We start from the raw sequence: 19,005 nt of genomic DNA on the forward strand, positions 1-19,005 counted from the left end.
CTCTACAACGCTAGTAAAAAATGACAATTATAAATTACGAATTTTTGTAATAACCCTTACCATTGAGGATTTTGTATAATTAATGCCTCTGCTGCCGAGCTATTTAATGGAACTGAAAAAAAATGTCCCTGACCATATTCACAGTTCAACTTTCTTAGAAGTGCTAGTTGCTCTTTTGTCTCTACTCCTTCGGCAAGCACATCCACATCTAGCTTGTGTGCCAAGGTAACAATTATCTCAATAATTTCTAAATTTTTACTATTAGTGCTCATTAGGCTGATGAAAGAACGGTCAATCTTCAACACATTAATCGGGAAGTTATAAAGACCACCTAATGAAAAATAACCCGTACCAAAATCATCAATTGATAACTCAATGCCCATCTCTCGAAGTTGTAAGATTACGGCAGTTGCCTTATCGCCATTTTGCACAATTACGTTTTCAGTAATCTCTAGCACAAGACTGCTAGGATCAAGACCAGTTGAGTGCAAAATTTGCCCAATCTGCTCAATCAAATCCGGCTGAGAAAATTCCTTGACGGAGAGATTAACACTAATTTTCTCTAGCAAGTTGGAACGATGGTATACCCGCCAAGCTTGCATCTGTCGACAGGCTTCATGCAACGCCCATTTGCCAATGGACAAAATTAGTCCAGTTTCCTCTGCTATGGGAATAAAATCTGCTGGATTAAGCAAGCCACGCTCTGGATGCTGCCAGCGCAACAGAGCCTCAAAACCTAAAATAGAGCCACTAGTGAGCGAAACAATCGGTTGATAATAAACCCGAAATTCTTGGCGTTCAATTGCTCGGCGCAAATCGGTTTCTAACTGCAATCTCGCTAGAGCATTAGCATACATATCTGAGTTGAATAGCTCATAACGTGCTCTGCCTAGCATCTTGGCTCGGTACATTGCGGTATCAGCATCCCTCAAGAGTTCTTGTGGGTGTTGATAGTCTACTGTGGAACTCAACGCGATGCCAATACTTCCCGTGATGAACAGTTCTTGTCCTTCAAGATCAAAGGGTAACGCTAGTTCCTTCTGAATCCTTTCAGCTACTGTGATGGCATCTGCCACATCTTGGATTCCCTCAAGCAGGATTGTAAATTCGTCTCCCCCAAGCCGTGCCACTGTATCTATGGAGCGTACACATACTTCTAGCCTACTTGCAGTAGCAAGCAGTAATTGGTCTCCACTTAGGTGTCCAAGACTGTCATTGATCACCTTAAACCGATCTAGGTCAATAAATAGGACAGCAAATAGATAATCTGAATGCCGTTTTGAATAATTTATCGCATGTCTTAGGCGGTTCATAAATGCCGTGCGATTTGCCAGACCCGTCAGTGCGTCATGAAAAGCAAGGTGCAGCAGTTGTGACTCGACTCGTTTACGCTCTGTAATTTCATTTAGCAATTTCTGATTTGCTTTTACCAGTTCTGCTGTCCGTTCCGCCACCCGTATTTCTAACTCACCGTAAGCTTGGTGCAACATTTCTTCAGCTTTTTTGCGTTCACTGATATTGCACAGCAGCCAACGCCAGCCAAGCCGCTTTCCTTCAAGATCGTATACTACAGAAGCCTTTACACTAACAGGAAAAGGCTTTCTTCTGCGTGGCTGTAGGTTAATTTCCCAGTTCAGTATCTCCTGCAAATTGTTCATTTGACAGCTAAACGACTGGCGATCTTGTTGAGAAATAAAGATAATTAATGGTTTACCGATTAGATACTTTTGTTGGACACCGAGCAAAATTGCTGCTACATGGTTAGCCTCTTGGATTGTCCCGATCATATTAGTTACTAAGTAACCATCTGGAGCAAACTCAAACAAATCTTGGTAACGCTGGCGCTCTTTCTCTACTGCCGCTCGTGTTTCCTCTAATTCTTCGGAAGCTATCAATAGTTCTTCCATTGCGGTATTAAGTTCCTCTAAAGCGTCTTTTATGATCTCCTGTTGTGAGTTTGGCTTAATTTCATCGCATTGTAATAGTTCCTGTATCTGTGAGCATAATTTCTCTATTTTTTGGCTAAATCCATTCACATTCATGTTGCTCAACTCACAAAACTATGAAGGGTAGCTGTGAATCAAGAGACAAGGGGAAGCAAACCCCATGCTTTCCTCAAGGCTTCAGACCCTATTGAGTAGGCAAGGAGCGGGTTACTTACAAGCAAGAGCGAACACGTTATAAATAAATATGGCAGAATTTGTTTTCTTGATTTACTAACTTATCTATTTAATGATGAGGGAGCAATCAAGTTTGTGCACGCTCAAATTAGCTTTTTGCCCTATTCAGTGCCACAAACTTGTCTATTAATGACCAAAGTGCAGAGTGGCAGCAAACCCTACCTACAGAAATTTTTATTTTATTTTACTTTATTAAATACAATGTATCAAAATTATAGATTTATTTAATAACAGTATATTTGCTTTACCTATTTTTGAAAATACTTCCTAAGATACATTCCCTTTAGTGAGTTAATGAAAGAAGAAGGGTTTCTGTCAATGATTTTGGGCTGACAAGAGCGTTTGTTTTTTTCTTACGCTTTGCTAAAGTTAGGTATGAAAATGATTTTGCCTGATTTCAAAACCTTTGTAGAGACTAGCTATTGCTAGTCTCTACACCAAGATTTATAGATCTAATCAGCAACGTCCAACCCCGAAAAGATCTTTTTCTACTCCCTGCTCCCCATCCTCACCAAGCATTGTTGCCTTGCCAGACTACTAGTATGCCAACCCAAAAATGTGCTTGTGAGGGCTGGGGAAAGGGAAAAGGGGAAGGGATTTAAAACCTTTCCCCCTGCCCCTTTTCCCCAAAGGGGGCCCCACCTTCCCCCTTATACCAATTCACTAAAATAATGAGACAGATGCAAACCCCGAAAGCCTTACTAATTCTGACTTTCTTAATTTTGAATTTTTAATTTTGAATTGGTATTACCCTTTACCCCGCTTGCGTTCCCTTGGCGAACTACTAGTATTGTTACAATCGCTCAATTATTTTGGCATTATCTGGCAACTTGGCGTCTCTTTGCCCAGCAGTACGCGCCCTAGCTGTGAACAAACCAATGGGAGTATTTAATAAATCTACAATCCTAACTTGACCTGCGATGCCTACAGGGGGTTGCGTCAACGCCTTTTTGATATCTCTTGGTACTTCTTTCAATAACCAACGTGCCAAACGATAACCGTATTCTTTCGGTGTCATCTCTCGCATTAAATCTACACCGTGCAGCTCGTGCAGATAGCGATTTGAGCGTCCATAGCGCCGCCATTGACTTTGCAATTCTTTAAGTGTGGCGCGGTGGCGGTGCTGAACGATCGCATTTGGAGCAAATTCCAAACGCCCAATGTTTTCCTCCAAAATCCGCCAGCAAATATCGGCATCGCCACCACTAGTAAGATAGGGACGGAATAAACCTACTTTTTCTAAGGCAATGCGTCGAATCGCCAAATTAGCGGTTTGACCATAGGGACGAAAGGAATGGTTAAGGGTATGCTTTTGCGATAAAGTTTCTTCACGTTCTGCGTGTTGTTCTAGCAGAGTTGTGCCTGGTAATGCCAAAATTTCACCAGCGACAATTACTACTTCTTTGTTGACAAAAGGCTGAATTAATGCACTTAACCATTGCGGTTGTGGACGGCAATCAGCATCGGTAAAAACGATAATTTCACCTGTAGCGGCGCGAATACCAGTATTACGAGCAGCGTAGGAGCTTTGAATTTGGGTTTCGCTCAACGGGTGAATGGTAATTGGGCAATTTTCGGCAGATGTTTTGAGATTGGTGAGAGTGCGATCGCTACTATTATTGTCTACCAACAAGTATTCTACCCGGTCTTTTGGGTAAGTTTGAGATAATAGACAATTGATTAACTCTGCTAAATCCGCCTCACCGTTATAAATAGGAACAACCACCGACACCATTGGTAAAAAGCTAGTGGCGGTGGTTGCATCAACTGGCTGATGATTCATAAATCTAAGATTTTGGGGATGGGATTACTAGCTAGTATTCCCAATCCCAAATCTTGGAATGTATAGTATCAAGCAGTTTCCATAACTCCAAAAATCTGGATTTGGGAATATATGAACACTTGGTAACAAATCACTCACTTAAAATTTCAGGTTATCGGCGCGGCTCATGGGTCGAGTGGGCTGATTTGCCGGTGGCTGGGCAAAGTTGTTATTTGAGAGAATTGCGATCGCACGGGCATATTGCGGATCGCTCTTTGTTCCGATTAAATCTGGATTAGAAGCCAACTGCCGCTCTTGTGCTTCTGTCAAGTCTAGCTTGATATCTGGGGCAATCCCTTTATGGTTAATATCCGTTCCTGCCGGGGTGTAGTAATGGGCAATGGTGACAGCCAAGCCGGAACCATCTGCAAGTTCATGAACTGACTGCACCAAGGCTTTACCAAAGGTTTGACCACCAACGACTACTGCCCGCTTATTATCCTTGAGCGCCCCTGTGAGGATTTCGCTAGCACTAGCTGAATTACCATCGACTAAGACAGCTAAAGGACGATTTGTTAAAGCAGTGCGATTGGCTTTAGTTTCCTCAGTGCCGCCTACACGGTCTATTGTCTTGACAATTCCGCCGTCGTTATACCACATCCGAGCAATTTCAATGCTTGCCTGCAACAAACCGCCAGGATTTCCCCGCAAATCCAAGACATAAGAATCAACTTTCTTGGTGTTCAAATCACGGATGGCTCGTTGCATTTGCTCTGCGGCGTGGGCGCTAAATTCCCGCAAACGGATATAGCCAACGCGGCGATTTCCTTCTTGCTTGAGCGTATAACGTACCGTTGGCACTTCAATACTTGCCCTTGTCAGCTTCAAATCAAAGGCATTTTGACCCGCCCGTCCCAGTCGTAGCTTGATGGGACTACCTGCTTTACCACGGATTAGCTTAGAAGCATCATCCACTTTCATTTTGAGAGTAGATTTGCCGTCAATTGCCAAAATTTCATCGCCTGCTTTGATCCCAGCTTTGAGCGCCGGAGAATTTTCTATGGCTTCGACAACAGTGAGGCGCTGAGTTTTTTCGTTCACTTCCATCCGAACGCCGATACCAGAGACTTCCCCTGATGTTTGACTAGTCAGAGCTTCAAACTGTTGAGGGTCCATGAACCGAGTGTAAGGATCTCCCAACTTTTGTAAAGCTTCACGGATGGCAGCATAAGCTTCTTCCTTAGAAGAGTAGTCTTTGCTCAACAGGCTTTGTCTGGTTGCTTGCCAATCTTGTTGATTAAATTTACCATCAACATATTCATGATTCACCAGTTGCCAAACTTGGTCAACTATCACTTTGGGGCTGTCTTGTAGGGCTAGAGCAGCACGGACACCACGAGTCCAAGCGGGGCCGAATACAGACATCGTAGCAGTTGTGGCGATCGCTCCACCAATCAAGGCTACTTGGAGCGGTGAGTAACTTTTCGCAGATTGGTTCATGTATACTTAGCTGGAATAATTGTGTTGTTGACAGTTTAGCAATCAGGCTTTCCAGAAATTTTTAAGTTTTTATACCCCAGAATCAACTATGCTCCTTCATCATTTTTATCCTTAAATGATGCCAAAAATGCCGCATTAGTTATTAACAATCATTTCTCAGTTTGTTAGTCTACTCCGGAAGGCTATACTGAGCGTGTGACACTTTTATTAGCGTCATCTTTGCATTCTAGATTACTTTTATAAGATAGCACTTTGCTCACTGAATTGCAGTACTGTTATACAGCAATAAAATCAGTTTTTCTTACTTAAGTCATGAAACGCAAATTTACCATCAAATCATTAATTTCTATTAAAAAAAAATCTACTAATCTGTGGCAATTGTTACAAAAACTCAGTGGTGGATTGTACGTTGTCCTGGGTGTTTGGCTGATTTTTACTACTATAACCTTAGTTTTTGCTTCTTCACAGCCACTAGATGCCTTCTTTGTGCTTGGTGGCAGTATTCGTCGAGAAACTTATGTTGCTCAACTAGCAAAACAATACCCACAAACCCCAATTTTAATTTCTCATGGTTCCCCAAATCCCTGTATACGGTTAATTTTTGAGGCGGAATTAGCAGAGTTACAAAACGTTTGGTTAGAAAACTGCGCGAATTCTACCTTTGAAAATTTTTATTATGGTATTCCAATTCTGCGCCGTTGGGGAGTGCATAAAGTCATGTTGATTACCTCGCCAAGTCATTTACCCAGAGCTAAATGGATGGCACAGGTTCTTTTTGGCGCTCATGGTATTTGGGTAGAGACACAGATCGTTCATGAGTCGGGTGTTCCTGGTAATCAAGAATCTTGGACTAAAACTGGATTAGATGTAACGCGCAGCTTATTTTGGGCGATTTTAAGTCAAATTATTCAACCGCAATGCTCAAATGTCACAAAACTTACTGATGTAGATATGCAAGCTTGGGAGCATCGAGGTTTTCATTGCGAACACCAAGGAGGGTTGAGGAGATAACTTACTCGTAATGTGTCCACATCCGAATTATTTTGACTACTTGCTCGGATTCGATGACCTCATATACCAAACGATGCTGTATATTTATCCTCCGAGAATAAGCACCTGATAAGTCACCAACCAGCTTTTCATAAGGTGGAGGATTTTGAAAAGGATTTTCTTTAAGGACTGCGAGTAATTCTTCGGCCTTTTCCTTTAAGTTACTAGAAGCTAATTTCTTCGCGTCTTTTTGCGCTTGTTTTGTATAAATCAACCTCCAACTCGCTGCTTCGGGGTTTGCAAGTGGCTCCTCAGAAGCTTGCTGACTCACCAATCCAACTCCTCATCACATTCTTGGATCGAGGTTGCTAGTCCTTCTTTTATAGATTCTCGCATTCCAGGGACAGATAATAAGTAAAGAGTCTCTTGAATTGCAGACCAATCTTTTTCTGCAAGCAGAATCGCATTACCGCGATCGCCTCGAATGATCACAGGTTTACCCTGTGCAACTTGGTCGATGATCTCTTGCAAATTATTTTGAGCGTCGTTGACGGAAAGCGAAGACATCATAACTTTTTTAACTCACGATAACTTTAATTTAGTTTACTCATCCTACAAAAAAACAAAGTGATTTTTTGTAGGATGATAACCGTATCATCATGCTAATTTCACTTCACGTTCCTTATCAGCGAATAAATGAGCTTGTAAATCAAAAGCGAGGTGTTACACCTAGTACGGCAAGAAGGTTATCAAAATTCTTCGCAAATAGCTGAGAGTTTTGGTTAAATCTCCAACAAAATTGGGAACTTTACCACGTTCTCAAGGAAGAAGAAGAACTAAAAAGTATTTTGCAATTTGGAACCACGAAGTAGCGATAGCTTGAAAAATTAAGCGCTATATTTGCATAAAATAACCACAATTAGGCAAAGGTGAAGAAAATCTTACTCTCCCCTTCTGAGCTTGTTATTTCAATGAATAATCAATGCAAAAGTTCCCAATCTTGCAGCATCAAAATAGCATCTTTATACAAAGACAAATCCACCTGGTTAACTTCTATTCCCTCTCCGATTCCTTGTAGAAGGGTAATTGTCAATTTTCCTCCCAAATGTTCGCGGAACTCGGTAAGCCCCCGAAACAAACAATGCGGATGATCTAGTCGATCTAATTGCTCTGTCAGCGCCGATACGTACAAAGTAAAGCCTAATTTTTTGAGTGTAGTTAGAACTCTTTGCCACTCAGATTGTAAAAGTTGCCCTGTTAAATATGAATAGGTTGTATCTAAAGCAATGCCGATCGCAACAGCTTCACCATGACGTAGGCTGTAATTAGTTAAATGTTCCAGCTTGTGAGCAGCCCAGTGTCCAAAGTCTAAAGGACGCGATGAACCCATTTCAAAGGGATCGCCACTACCAGCAATATGCTCTAAGTGCAACTGAGAACAACGATAGATTAACCTTTCCATTATGTCCATGTCTCGATTAGCCAATTTCTCGGCATTAGTCATAATGAAATCGAAGAAATCTGCATCTTTAATCAACGCTACTTTTACCGCTTCTGCAATACCCGATCGCCAATCTCGATCGTCGAGGCTAGTAAGAAAATCGAAGTCATTCAAGACAGCATAAGGTGGCATGAATGTACCCAAAAAGTTTTTCTTACCAAAGGCGTTGATTCCGTTCTTCACTCCTACACCCGAATCATTTTGCCCTAATACTGTTGTAGGTACTCGTAGTAGCCGAATTCCTCGGTGAGCCGTTGTTGCTGCGTATCCTGCCATGTCTAGGACGGCTCCACCTCCAATTGCTAGGACGTAGGAGTGACGGCATAATCCAGCTGTATTGATCTGCTGATGAATTTGCTCTATAAATCTAGAATCGTTCTTGACTGCTTCTCCACCCGGAACTACTATCGGTTCACCGCTTAGTGTTAATACATTTTCATAACATTGGGCATAGGCTGATAATTTTTTTAACAGCCCATTTTGATACTGTAAAAATCCTGCATCTATCACTGGTAGCACTTGTTTTGGAGTTGTCTCTCCATGTGCGGCGATCGCTTGTGCAAGTAAAGGATTATCTAATTCAAATAAACCTCTAGTGAAGTGAACATCATAATTGAAGGTAACACGGACACATTGGTTAATTGGTTGTAGATTAAGAGCGCTTTTTTGTTGAATAGCCATTTGAATATTATTACTTTTTAAGTAACTGTAAATAGATACACTATTGCAATTAAAATCAATAGTAAATAGACAAAATAAATTTACTAATTCAAACTCTTAATGAACTACTAAACAAATCTATTTACTAAATTAATTATACTTTTCAACTGTCTTTAATTAACATATAAAGTTCCAAATAGTATTAATTTACAATTTATATTAATGCCTACACTTTATATCTGAGGTTAGTAATGGGGATCATGATTACATAAAATTCTAATTTTTTCAGTAAGATAATTTGAGGATTTATCTAATCAAAATGCTATCTTTACAGTATCTTCTTTAAAGTCAGGAGATTTTTATAGATTCAGTGAAGTTACGATCCTAGTAAGATATTATCTAACTGCTTCAAAGCCAAAGTACCAGGTTTAATGCTATATTTTATACTTAGTTGTCACAAAGAAGTTGGGCAACTTATCCTGAATTTATCATGAATAAAGTAAACAAATTACTGCATCACTGGCTGTTAAAGTCTGTTTCAGAGAAAGCTTTTACTTGGTTGGAACAGAAGCAGGCACAGATTGCTAGCGGCGCTGCTGAGAGAGTGTTTTTTACGGCTTTTAGTGCTGTGCCGCGTTATCTAGGTAAACAGGATTTGCAGCTAACATTCCAGGACTTGGAAGCAGCAGAGGATCTGATTCCCGGCTGGTATCCTGGTAATTGGAGTGTAGATCAAGCAGGTCGGACACTCTTGCTTTTAGCTTTGCCCCACGATGATGCTGAAGGCTATGTGCGATCGCTCGATCAAGTCTTCTCCACCGCCGATATGGGGGAGTTAGTTGCCCTTTATCAAAGTTTGCCGTTCCTACCACATCCAGAGTTACATCGGCATCGTACTGCTGAGGGAATTCGTAGCAATATGAGCAATGTATTTCAAGCCATAGCGCTACGTAATCCTTATCCAGCGAATTATTTAGATAATGCTGCTTGGAATCAGATGGTACTGAAGGCTATATTTGTCGGCAGTCCTTTACATCTAATTTGGGGTCTAGATCGGCGTGCTAATCCAGAATTGGCGAGAATGTTGGCAGACTACGCCCATGAACGTTGGGCAGCTAAACGCTCAGTTACGCCAGAACTTTGGCGATCTGTAGGACGGTTTGCCGATAGCGCCATCATCACAGATTTGGAAAAAGTACTAGCTAATGGGGATATACACGAGCAAGAAGCAGCAGCTTTAGCTTGTGCTGAGTCTCCTTTACCTCAAGCGCAAGCATTACTTTCTCATTACCCAGATTTACAGTCATCCATTCAACAAGGTAATCTGACTTGGAGCAGTTTTAGCCGCGATGCCTCTTTGTTTACAAATAAAAGGGAATAGGTTACAGGTTATAGGTTACAGATTATTCTCTATCACCTGTCACCTCTCCCCTAATCCCAATCCCCAATCATTAAAACCATGATGTATATCGATCCTCACATTCACATGTGTTCCCGTACTACTTACGATTACTTGGTAATGCGGGAATATGGAATTGTCGCCGTTATTGAACCAGCCTTTTGGTTAGGACAACCCCGAACTAACGCCGGCTCATTTAAAGACTATTTCAGTAGTCTTGTAGGCTGGGAACGGTTTCGTGCTAGTCAGTTTGGCATCCAACACTACTGCACAATCGGCCTAAATCCGAAAGAAGCTAATAACGAAGCGCTAGCAGCTGAAGTTATGGAACTGCTACCACTTTATGCCTGTAAAGAAGGAGTTGTTGCTATTGGTGAAATTGGCTATGACGATATGACAGAAGCAGAGGATAAGTACTTTTGTCAACAGTTAGAATTAGCCAAAGAGCTCGATATGTTGGTACTAATTCATACTCCTCACCGCAATAAAAAGGCGGGTGCTAGTCGGAGTATGGATCGCTGTATTGAATATGGCTTAGATCCTTCACAAGTAGTTATCGATCACAACAACGAAGAAACTGTTGAAGAAGTATTAGGACGAGGTTTTTGGGCGGCTTTCACGATTTACCCACAGACGAAGATGGGTAACGCCCGGATGGTTGAAGTTGTCCGTAAGTATGGATGCGATAGCGTAGCGGGACGTGATAACGTTCGTCGCATCATTGTAGATAGTAGTGCTGATTGGGGTATTAGCGATCCTTTGGCAGTCCCAAAAACGGCTCAATTGATGTTAGATAGGGGCATTCCTGAAGATCATGTACGAGCAGTTTGTTATGAAAATGCCCTAGCTGCTTACAGTCAAACTGGGCAAATGAAAGCATCAGACTGGCTCAATCCTCAATCTATCGATCAACGTCAAATGTTCAGTGGTAATTCTGTGCTACGGGGACAAGAACCAGGAATTAAATCAGTTTCAGATTTTGTGTTGATTGAGTAGAACATTGGCCGTGAGGAGTGTATAGACATCTGGTTCATCAATATACGGTTTGTTTTGAGTAATTATTAGGCAGGGGGGCAGCTAAGTGAATGTTGCAAGCTTAAATTTTCAAAGCTGGCGGGGTTATCTGGAATTGATGCGTCCTGCTAATATTGTTACTGCTTGGGCGGATATTCTTCTAGGTTTTGCTGCTTCTGGTTCTGGGATTATTTTTGTTCAATTAATGAATGGAGAAGCAAGTTTTTCCATACTAATTCCATTAGCTTGGTTGTTATTAGCTACAACTGGCTTATACGGTGGCGGTATAGTTTTTAATGACGTTTTCGATGCCGAATTAGATGCCAAAGAACGACCAAAGAGGGCAATTCCTAGTGGTCGCGTATCTCGCCAAAATGCTACTTTATTGGGGAGTATACTGTTTGCAATCGGGATTATAGCTGCTTTTCAAGTATCGTTGTTGAGTGCTGCGATCGCAACATTTATTACTCTTTCATGCCTCCTTTATAACTCACTTGCCAAACATCATCCTTTTTTCGGTCCTTTAAATATGGGTTTGTGTCGTGGCAGTAACTTATTATTAGGTGTAAGTGCTGTACCCGAAATCATCGGAGAACGTTGGTATTTAGCGCTGATTCCTGTTCTTTATATTGCTGCTATCACCGCAATTAGTCAGGGTGAAGTTCATGGAGGAAAGAAGATTACGGGAGTACTCGCGCTACTTCTAATTGCAATAGTTTTGACAGCAGTTTTAGCTTTAGGATTATTAGAAGAGTATAGAGCGATCGCAGCCCTACCATTCGCTATTTTCTTAGCTATCAGAATCTTGCCTAACTTTATCAAAGCGGCGCGCGAACCAATAGCTGAAAATATCAGAAATGCTGTGAGAATAGGCGTTTTATCTCTAATAGTATTAGATGCAACCGTTGCCTCTGGTTTTGCTGGTTTGTATTACGGTTTATTCGTTCTAATTTTGCTACCATTTTCGATGAAGTTAGCAAAAGTATTTGCTGTTACTTAACTTGAATGTATACACCCAGTAACACCATAAATTGGCTATAGGGGCGCATAGATGTGCGCCCCTAACCATGAATATGTAGCAGGTATTTTGTGAAATAGTTTAATCAAAGAAAACAAATTACATATACAAAGGATAAAGCTAGAAAATGAAAATTACAAAAAACAATAATTTTCACTTAACTTATTGCAGCAATATTCATCCTGGTGAAAGTTGGCTAGAGGTTTTCAATAATTTAAAAAAGTATATTCCCGAACTCAAATCACGTTTATCGCCTACCGAACCTTTTGGGATTGGCTTGAGGTTAGCAGATGTTGCTTCAAAAGAACTTTTAGAAAGTAATAACTTAGCTCAATTTCAAGCTTGGCTAACTCAACAAGATTTATATGTTTTCACCTTAAACGGATTCCCTTATGGTGGATTTCATCGACAAGTAGTAAAAGACCAAGTTTATGCACCAGATTGGTCTACACAAGAACGAGCTAATTATACATTAAACTTGGCACACATTTTAGCTAGTCTATTACCCCAAGGACTTGATGGCGGAATTTCTACACTACCATTATCCTATAAACCTTGGTGGATAAAAGACCAAGCAACTTTTGAAACGGTTCTAAAAAAGAGTTGTTTGAATATAGCATCAGTTGTTGTAGAAATGATTCGCATCCATGAAGAAACAGGCAAGATCCTTCATATTGATTTAGAACCTGAGCCTGATGGTTTAATTGAAAACACCTCAGAAGTAATTGATTTTTATCAAAATTGGTTATTGCCCATTGGTGCTAATTATTTATCAGAGAAGTTAAATATTGAGCAGGATTTAGCAGAGACTAAATTGCTAGAACACGTTCGGCTTTGTTATGATACCTGTCATTTTTCAGTTGAATATGAGGAACCACAATCTGTATTTACACGTTTGCAATCGGCAGGAATTAAGATTGGCAAAATTCAAATCAGCGCTGCAATTAAAGTAAAAATACCTGCTGAGGTTGATAAACGTAGTTTGATAGTTGAACGCTTACGTCCTTTTGCTGAATCTACTTATCTTCATCAGGTAATAGAACGTCGCAGCGATGGTACACTTCATCACTATCCTGACTTAATAACTGCATTACCACATTTAGAGCAATCTTTAGCTGAAGAATGGCGCACTCACTTCCATGTCCCAATTTTTATTCATGATTATCAAATTTTGCAATCTACCCAAGATGATATTGCTACTGTTTTACAGCTACTTCAGACAAATAATGCTTGTTCACATTTAGAAATTGAGACTTACACTTGGGATGTATTGCCATCAGAAATGAAGATAGATTTACTGACTTCTATTCAGCGAGAATATGAGTGGGTATTAAGAGGTTGTTTGAAAAGTGGTTGGCTGTGATTTTAGGCACTAACCGATCCCCCCTAGCCCCCCTTAAAAAGGGGGGAACCAGAATCAAAGTCCCCCTTTTTAAGGGGGATTTAGGGGGATCTAGAACGTTTTGTTACCGAGAAGAAAACTTTTCAAACATCCTCTAAAGGAATTCGCTGCAAATTAAGAAGAAACTAAGTTTATGAAAAAAACAGTTGTTTTAAATGTCGTGGGATTAACGCCCAGCTTACTAGGAGAAAATACGCCGTTTTTATCTTCTTGGGCTGATAAAGGGCAAGTGGCTCCCATTAAAAAAGTTCTACCTGCTGTAACTTGTTCGGTTCAAGCTACTTATTTAACAGGAAAATTGCCTAATGAACATGGAATTGTCGCTAATGGTTGGTACTTCCGTGATGAATGTGAAGTAAAGTTTTGGCGGCAGTCTAATAAACTAGTGCAAGCTCCCAAAATTTGGGAAATAGCTAAATCAATCGATCCAAACTTTACTTGCGCCAACCTTTTTTGGTGGTACAACATGTATTCTTCAGTAGATTATGCAATTACGCCGCGCCCGATGTATCCCGCAGATGGGAGAAAATTCCCTGATATTTATACCCATCCTAGTGATGTGCGATCGCAAATTCAATCTGATTTAGGAAATTTCCCTCTGTTCGATTTCTGGGGGCCAAAAACTACCATTAGTTCTAGTCAATGGATTGCCAATTCCGCCAAATGGATTGAGGAACGCTACAGCCCGACATTATCACTAGTTTATCTACCACATTTAGATTACTGTCTGCAAAAATTTGGTAACAATCAAACACAGATTCAAGCAGATTTACGAGAAATTGATGCTGTTTGTGGGGATTTAATTGAATATTTTGAAGCACGCAATACTCAGGTAATTATTCTTTCTGAGTATGGCATTACTCCAGTTTCTAAAGCTGTGGATTTAAACCGCGTACTACGGGAAAACGGTTTAATTGCTGTGCGAGAAGAATTAGGGCGAGAACTGCTCGATTTTGGTGCTAGCATTGCCTTTGCTGTTGCCGATCATCAAATTGCTCATGTATATGTGAACGATCCGGCGTATATCCCGAAAGTGCGATCGCTTTTAGAAGCGACTGAAGGCGTAGCGCAGGTATTGGATGAAGAGGGTAAACAAGCCTACCACCTCGATCATCCTAGATCGGGAGAGTTAGTGGCGATCGCACAATCTGACGCTTGGTTTACCTATTATTATTGGCTCGATGATGCGAAAGCACCTGATTTTGCTAGAACTGTAGATATCCACCGCAAACCTGGTTACGATCCTGTAGAACTTTTCCTCGATCCGCAAATAAAATTTCCTCAAGGAAAAATTGCTCTCAAGTTACTCAAGAAACAACTAGGTTTTCGCTACTTAATGGATGTGATCCCTCTGGATGCTTCCCTGGTGCGTGGCTCTCACGGTAACATTACCACTTCTCCAGACGAAGGGCCTCTATTTATCACCCATCAAACTCACCTCGTTAATGAACATCAAATTGAAGCGACAGATGTTTGCTCGTTGATTCTCAAACATTTAAATACCTAAAAGGCAGTATAGAGGCGATATATCGTTTCTACATCTTACCAAAATACCAAAAAATTCCTTGTAATTCATAATTATATCGAGTATGTAAGTAGAAGGACTAAATTAAACCTAACTTGAGCTTGCCGGGTTTCGACTTCGCGGAAGTTGAGTTTCGACTACGCGGAAGTTGAGCGTAGTCGAAACTCAACCCTCGTCTTCTCAAGGATCGAGCATTGAGCGCAGTGGTCACTGAGCTTGTCGAAGTGTCGAAATGCGTCTTCTAAATAATTGTGTCCACTTACTTACCACTGGCGGATGTAATCTGAAATAGTAAGGCTCATTAATGGAGTTCAGAAGCTCATTAATGGAGTTCAGAGACTCATTAATGAGTATCAAAGACTCTTTAATGGAGTTCAGAGGCTCATTAATGAGTATCAAACACTCATTAATGAGTATCAAAGACTCATTAATGAAGTTCAGAGGCTCTTTAATGAGTATCAAAGACTCATTAATGAAGTTCAGAGGCTCATTAATGAGTATCAAAGACTCTTTAATGGAGTTTAGAGGCTCATTAAGTAGATAAACAAAAATATTAACAGCCATTGCGATCGCACCATTCGTAAAGCATATCCTAGAGAAGTAGTTTTAGGCATTGCGATCGCATTATTTTACTTCACTGCATTTGCAATGACATTGTGTAATTAATTATCTTGCTTACTTATTAGACTAGGATTTGAATCTCAGGCGGGTAATACAGTCGGTGCAGATTACCTAAATTACTGAAACCAACGGGAGACAAAAGCAACCATTCTCCTGAACCAAGACTGACGATCCCGACGCAAGTCTTCCAAATTCTCACGGCAGGTTATTGTATTGGGATGATTTGCTCCCAACCGTTGTTCAGCGATCTCTAAAGCTTCGATATACAAAGGTTCGGCTTCGCTATACCTTCCCTGTAAATTGTAAAGTACTGCCAAATTGTTCAGGCTGTTTGCTATATCGGGGTGTTCATCCCCCAGCAGACGTTTTCTCATAGACAAAGCTTCGATGTACAAAGGTTCGGCTTCGCTGTACCTTCCCTGTTATTTGTAGAGTTCTGCTAAATTGTTCAGGCTTTGTGCTACATCGTGGTGTTCATCACCCAGCAGGCTTTTTGTCATGGACAAAGCTTCGGCGTACAAAAGTTCGGCATCGCTGTACCTTCCCTGTGAATAATAGAGTACTGCCAAATTGTTCAGGCTATTTGCTACATCAGGGTGTTCATCCCCCAGCAGGCGTTTTCTCATGGACAAAGCTTCGATGTGCAAAGGTTTCGCATCGCTGTACCTTCCCTGTAATTTGTAGAGTACAGCCAAATTGTTCAAACTCTCTGCTACATCGGGGTGTTCATTCCCCAGCAGGTGTTTTCTCATGGACAAAGCTTGAATTAACAAAGGTTCGGCATCGTTGTACCTTCCCTGCAAATAGAAGAGTTCTGCCAAATTGTTCAGGCTCGATGCCACATTCAAGTGTGATTCTCCTAAACGCTCTCTAGTAGCTGATAAACTTTCTTCACCCCAAGGTAAAGCTTGCTCATAGGCTCCTTGACCTTTGTAAAATCTACTTAAGCCCAAAAAAGGCGAGATTAAATCATCATCACTTAACCAAGGTTGGTAAACTGTAGCAGTTTCTTCAATGTGGGGGATAGCTAGAGTTGCTTCAGCAAATTCTATCAATGTGGGTGTCTGAGGAATATCTTTTGCTACGGCTACCATTGCTTGACAATAGCCACGCTTAAGTTCATCTGCTTGGGCTAACTCTTCTAACTTCTGCTGCAATAATTCCCGAATGCGTTCGTGAACTTGGTAGGTGTCCTCTGCCAATTCTTGCAGGAGATAACGCTCAACTAAAACAGTGCGGTTAGCTTTTAAGTCAAATTCCAAATCGCTAACACTTGCTGCTGATTCTACCAAAGACCAAGGGATAGGAGCCAAAGCAAACAAACTCAAAAGACTTGCCAATTTTTGCGCTTCTGGTTCCAAGCTTTGCCAATTCAACTCAAAAGCTGCTGCGACACCAGACTCGCCACCTGTTGCTTGCTTTTGTAGCTGTGCGAGAATATCTGCTAGCATGATTTGCTCCCTGGCTCTTGCCGCAGTCCTGCTATTAGGTAAAGTCCAACAGGTACATAATTCACAAATTGGCAAAGTCCCTTAGCAAATTCTAATTCTTTCTCAACCCTATCTTTTCCCAGCAAGGTTGTTAATAATTCTAAGGCTGCATCTGCTGACAATTTACCTAACGGCAGTGATGGATATGCTAACCCTGTATTTAGACGAGTGGTAATTAACACCTTAAACCGAGAACCTTTAGGTGGTAGATAAGGTTTAATTTGCATCCAGTCTTTGACATCATCAAATATTAATAGAACTTTACCAGTTTGCCAATTCTTCCAACAATAACCAACTTGGCCTGCTAGGCTTAAACCATCCGGCGGATTAAAGTTGGGTAAATTCACAACTCCAAACTCTACTAACTGGGTTCCCAAATCAATACCTTGGGGATTTAACCAACAACACCCACCAGAATAATCTTCCAAATATTGCCATGAGTATTGAATAGCTAACTCTGTTTTACCCACGCCACCTTGTCCAATCACATCGCTAATTACTACAACATCATTGACTTGCAATAGCTGATGCAATTGTTCTATTTGCTCATCCCTGCCAACAAACTTACGAGCTTGACTCTGTGGGATATTATGCGGGATATCAAACGGGTTGAAATGAGATTTTTCAATATCTCCATCCCAACTTCGGGAATAAAAATAAGTCGGCAGTTGTTTTTTTTCTAAACTGGTAAATCGTTGCTTAACTGCCTCAGTGACTTCCTTCATGTTCGGGGGAAAAGTCCCATTAGCTGCGGCAAAAGCGTCTCTCACAGCTTGAGAAAAGTATCCTGTTTTATTTTCAGAATTTACCTTAGCTTGCTCTCCTTCTCGCGTAGCCAGTAACACAAATTGTTGACTATCTTGCTTTGGTTGACCACTTAAAAAAGCTTTGCCACCTAAATTCGTTGGTCTTCCCTTCGACTCTAAAACATAATTGGCACAGGCATCAATAATACAAATATGATTCCGAATCTGAAATTTATCGGAACCTAACAAAACTAATAAAGAATTTAAATCTAAATTCTGCCAATTCTGTATATTTGCATCAGCACAAAGCAACCGACGCTCTCGTTCTGAGGTAATCAAACCATGTCCCGCCCAAAAAATGTAGAGTAAATCCCCCGACTTTGGGGATAAAAAGTTAGTCACAATGTCGGAGATATTTTGCTCTGTTGCTAACTCTACAGTTAACCCACATTCCCCAATTAACTGCTGATTTTCTTCCAGCGCTGATAAACATAACCGAATATTCTCCTTCGGTACACCGCGCCGATGCAGCCAATGAGCAAATTTCAGCGCATCATCGGCTGGCCCTCCACCTGGCACATTCCAAGCAGTTTCGTGGTACTTTTCAATACCCACAATTAACCCAAAAGTGCGATCGGGTTTAGCCATCAACTGCATGATGACCTAGCCTCTCACGTGATGGGGAAAATTACCTAACCCACTAGGGCGTGTTTTCAAACCTTTCTTGAAGCACCTGAGTCTTTGGAGATCCCCCCAACCCCCCTTAAAAAGGGGGGCTTTTAGAGTTTCTTTTTCCTTCTTAAAAAGGGGAGCTTTTAGAGTTTCTTTTCCCTTCTTAAAAAGGAGAGCTTTTAAAGTTTCTTTTCCCCCCTTAAAAAGGAGAGCTTTTAAAGTTTCTTTTCTCCCCTTTTTAAGGGGGGTTAGGGGGGATCTTCGACTTTTAAAAAAGTCCCTAACTCCTTTCCCTCAGGACTTACGCAACTGGCACAGCGTGATCGCTATTTTATAGTATTTATGTACTATATAAAGTGGCTGACCCATAGGCCATTGCTGAAATTAGTAACAGTAATCGGCTGTGTCAAATATTCTTTAAATCATGAGAAAATTAGTTGAGGATACATAAAATAAATCTTGTAGTTTATGAGATTTACTAAACTTAACTATTGCCAATACTTGTTAAGTAGTCAGATTAATTAT

At 40.9% G+C, this 19,005-nt stretch carries 15 protein-coding genes; 6 read left to right on the plus strand and 9 right to left on the minus strand.

Translation table 11 applies throughout. The features are described from left to right. Positions 1-56: 56 nt before the first annotated feature. From RMX98_RS03950 to ctpB, 3 genes are all read right to left on the minus strand, one after another. A complete protein-coding gene (locus RMX98_RS03950) occupies positions 57-2,042 on the minus strand; it encodes a putative bifunctional diguanylate cyclase/phosphodiesterase (RefSeq protein WP_322681444.1) in 1,986 nt (661 codons plus the stop codon). A 931-nt stretch (positions 2,043-2,973) separates the two neighbouring features. After that, the gene (locus RMX98_RS03955) at positions 2,974-3,963 is read right to left on the minus strand and encodes a glycosyltransferase (RefSeq protein ID WP_322681443.1); all 990 of its coding nucleotides are present in this window, start codon (positions 3,961-3,963) and stop codon (positions 2,974-2,976) included. 138 nt (positions 3,964-4,101) lie between these two features. Next, positions 4,102-5,442 carry a carboxyl-terminal processing protease CtpB gene (gene ctpB / locus RMX98_RS03960; RefSeq protein ID WP_322681442.1) on the minus strand — a complete coding sequence of 447 codons (1,341 nt, stop codon included), beginning with the start codon at positions 5,440-5,442 and terminating at the stop codon, positions 4,102-4,104. A 312-nt stretch (positions 5,443-5,754) separates the two neighbouring features. Between ctpB and RMX98_RS03965 the strand changes: the two genes are divergently transcribed. Then, a complete protein-coding gene (locus RMX98_RS03965; RefSeq protein ID WP_322681441.1) occupies positions 5,755-6,453 on the plus strand; it encodes a YdcF family protein in 699 nt (232 codons plus the stop codon). 1 nt (position 6,454) lies between these two features. Here RMX98_RS03965 and RMX98_RS03970 read toward each other — a convergent pair whose 3' ends face one another. The 3 genes from RMX98_RS03970 to RMX98_RS03980 form a co-directional block, all read right to left on the minus strand. Then, positions 6,455-6,763 carry a Txe/YoeB family addiction module toxin gene (locus RMX98_RS03970; protein ID WP_322681440.1) on the minus strand — a complete coding sequence of 103 codons (309 nt, stop codon included), beginning with the start codon at positions 6,761-6,763 and terminating at the stop codon, positions 6,455-6,457. Continuing rightward, complete coding sequence (locus RMX98_RS03975) at positions 6,760-6,999, minus strand: type II toxin-antitoxin system Phd/YefM family antitoxin (protein ID WP_409881078.1); 240 nt, start codon at positions 6,997-6,999, stop codon at positions 6,760-6,762. Before RMX98_RS03975 ends, RMX98_RS03970 begins: the two co-directional genes overlap by 4 nt. 412 nt (positions 7,000-7,411) lie before the next feature. Next, positions 7,412-8,614: a 3-dehydroquinate synthase gene (locus RMX98_RS03980; RefSeq protein ID WP_322681438.1), complete on the minus strand. Its 1,203-nt coding sequence runs from the start codon at positions 8,612-8,614 to the stop codon at positions 7,412-7,414. A gap of 469 nt (positions 8,615-9,083) precedes the next feature. On the opposite strand from RMX98_RS03980, the gene RMX98_RS03985 reads away from it, so the two are divergent. The 5 genes from RMX98_RS03985 to RMX98_RS04005 all read left to right on the plus strand — a co-directional run bounded on the left by RMX98_RS03985 (position 9,084) and on the right by RMX98_RS04005 (position 14,933). Continuing rightward, complete coding sequence (locus RMX98_RS03985; protein WP_322681437.1) at positions 9,084-9,974, plus strand: EboA family metabolite traffic protein; 891 nt, start codon at positions 9,084-9,086, stop codon at positions 9,972-9,974. Positions 9,975-10,052: 78 nt separating this feature from the next. After that, on the plus strand, positions 10,053-10,988 hold the full coding sequence (locus RMX98_RS03990) for a TatD family hydrolase (protein ID WP_322681436.1): 936 nt from the start codon (positions 10,053-10,055) through the stop codon (positions 10,986-10,988). Between the two features lie 85 nt (positions 10,989-11,073). Further along, positions 11,074-12,006: a UbiA-like protein EboC gene (gene eboC, locus RMX98_RS03995; protein WP_409881065.1), complete on the plus strand. Its 933-nt coding sequence runs from the start codon at positions 11,074-11,076 to the stop codon at positions 12,004-12,006. A gap of 145 nt (positions 12,007-12,151) precedes the next feature. After that, positions 12,152-13,387: a metabolite traffic protein EboE gene (eboE, locus tag RMX98_RS04000; protein WP_322681435.1), complete on the plus strand. Its 1,236-nt coding sequence runs from the start codon at positions 12,152-12,154 to the stop codon at positions 13,385-13,387. 172 nt (positions 13,388-13,559) lie between these two features. Continuing rightward, positions 13,560-14,933: an alkaline phosphatase family protein gene (locus RMX98_RS04005; RefSeq protein WP_322681434.1), complete on the plus strand. Its 1,374-nt coding sequence runs from the start codon at positions 13,560-13,562 to the stop codon at positions 14,931-14,933. A gap of 755 nt (positions 14,934-15,688) precedes the next feature. On the opposite strand, the gene RMX98_RS04010 is transcribed toward RMX98_RS04005, so the two are convergent. From RMX98_RS04010 to RMX98_RS04020, 3 genes are read right to left on the minus strand one after another with little or no spacing between them, the layout of a single operon-like run. After that, on the minus strand, positions 15,689-15,946 hold the full coding sequence (locus RMX98_RS04010; protein ID WP_409881081.1) for a tetratricopeptide repeat protein: 258 nt from the start codon (positions 15,944-15,946) through the stop codon (positions 15,689-15,691). 48 nt (positions 15,947-15,994) lie between these two features. Beyond that, the gene (locus RMX98_RS04015) at positions 15,995-17,023 is read right to left on the minus strand and encodes a tetratricopeptide repeat protein (protein ID WP_409881068.1); all 1,029 of its coding nucleotides are present in this window, start codon (positions 17,021-17,023) and stop codon (positions 15,995-15,997) included. Next, a complete protein-coding gene (locus RMX98_RS04020; RefSeq protein ID WP_409881071.1) occupies positions 17,017-18,465 on the minus strand; it encodes an NB-ARC domain-containing protein,Caspase domain-containing protein in 1,449 nt (482 codons plus the stop codon). The genes RMX98_RS04015 and RMX98_RS04020 overlap by 7 nt, the downstream gene beginning before the upstream one ends. Between the last annotated feature and the right edge of the window lie 540 nt (positions 18,466-19,005).

This window comes from Nostoc sp. DedQUE02 (genome assembly GCF_034531035.1).
Lineage (GTDB): Bacteria > Cyanobacteriota > Cyanobacteriia > Cyanobacteriales > Nostocaceae > Nostoc.

Excerpts from the sequence above, each read along its gene's own strand:
- RMX98_RS03950 (WP_322681444.1), bottom strand. The coding sequence starts at position 2,042 with ATGAATGTGAATGGATTTAGCCAAAAAATAGAGAAATTATGCTCACAG.
- RMX98_RS03955 (WP_322681443.1), bottom strand. The coding sequence starts at position 3,963 with ATGAATCATCAGCCAGTTGATGCAACCACCGCCACTAGCTTTTTACCA.
- ctpB (WP_322681442.1), bottom strand. The coding sequence starts at position 5,442 with ATGAACCAATCTGCGAAAAGTTACTCACCGCTCCAAGTAGCCTTGATT.
- RMX98_RS03965 (WP_322681441.1), top strand. The coding sequence starts at position 5,755 with ATGAAACGCAAATTTACCATCAAATCATTAATTTCTATTAAAAAAAAA.
- RMX98_RS03975 (WP_409881078.1), bottom strand. The coding sequence starts at position 6,999 with ATGTCTTCGCTTTCCGTCAACGACGCTCAAAATAATTTGCAAGAGATC.
- RMX98_RS03980 (WP_322681438.1), bottom strand. The coding sequence starts at position 8,614 with ATGGCTATTCAACAAAAAAGCGCTCTTAATCTACAACCAATTAACCAA.
- RMX98_RS03985 (WP_322681437.1), top strand. The coding sequence starts at position 9,084 with ATGAATAAAGTAAACAAATTACTGCATCACTGGCTGTTAAAGTCTGTT.
- RMX98_RS03990 (WP_322681436.1), top strand. The coding sequence starts at position 10,053 with ATGATGTATATCGATCCTCACATTCACATGTGTTCCCGTACTACTTAC.
- eboE (WP_322681435.1), top strand. The coding sequence starts at position 12,152 with ATGAAAATTACAAAAAACAATAATTTTCACTTAACTTATTGCAGCAAT.
- RMX98_RS04005 (WP_322681434.1), top strand. The coding sequence starts at position 13,560 with ATGAAAAAAACAGTTGTTTTAAATGTCGTGGGATTAACGCCCAGCTTA.
- RMX98_RS04010 (WP_409881081.1), bottom strand. The coding sequence starts at position 15,946 with ATGAGAAAACGTCTGCTGGGGGATGAACACCCCGATATAGCAAACAGC.
- RMX98_RS04015 (WP_409881068.1), bottom strand. The coding sequence starts at position 17,023 with ATGCTAGCAGATATTCTCGCACAGCTACAAAAGCAAGCAACAGGTGGC.
- RMX98_RS04020 (WP_409881071.1), bottom strand. The coding sequence starts at position 18,465 with ATGCAGTTGATGGCTAAACCCGATCGCACTTTTGGGTTAATTGTGGGT.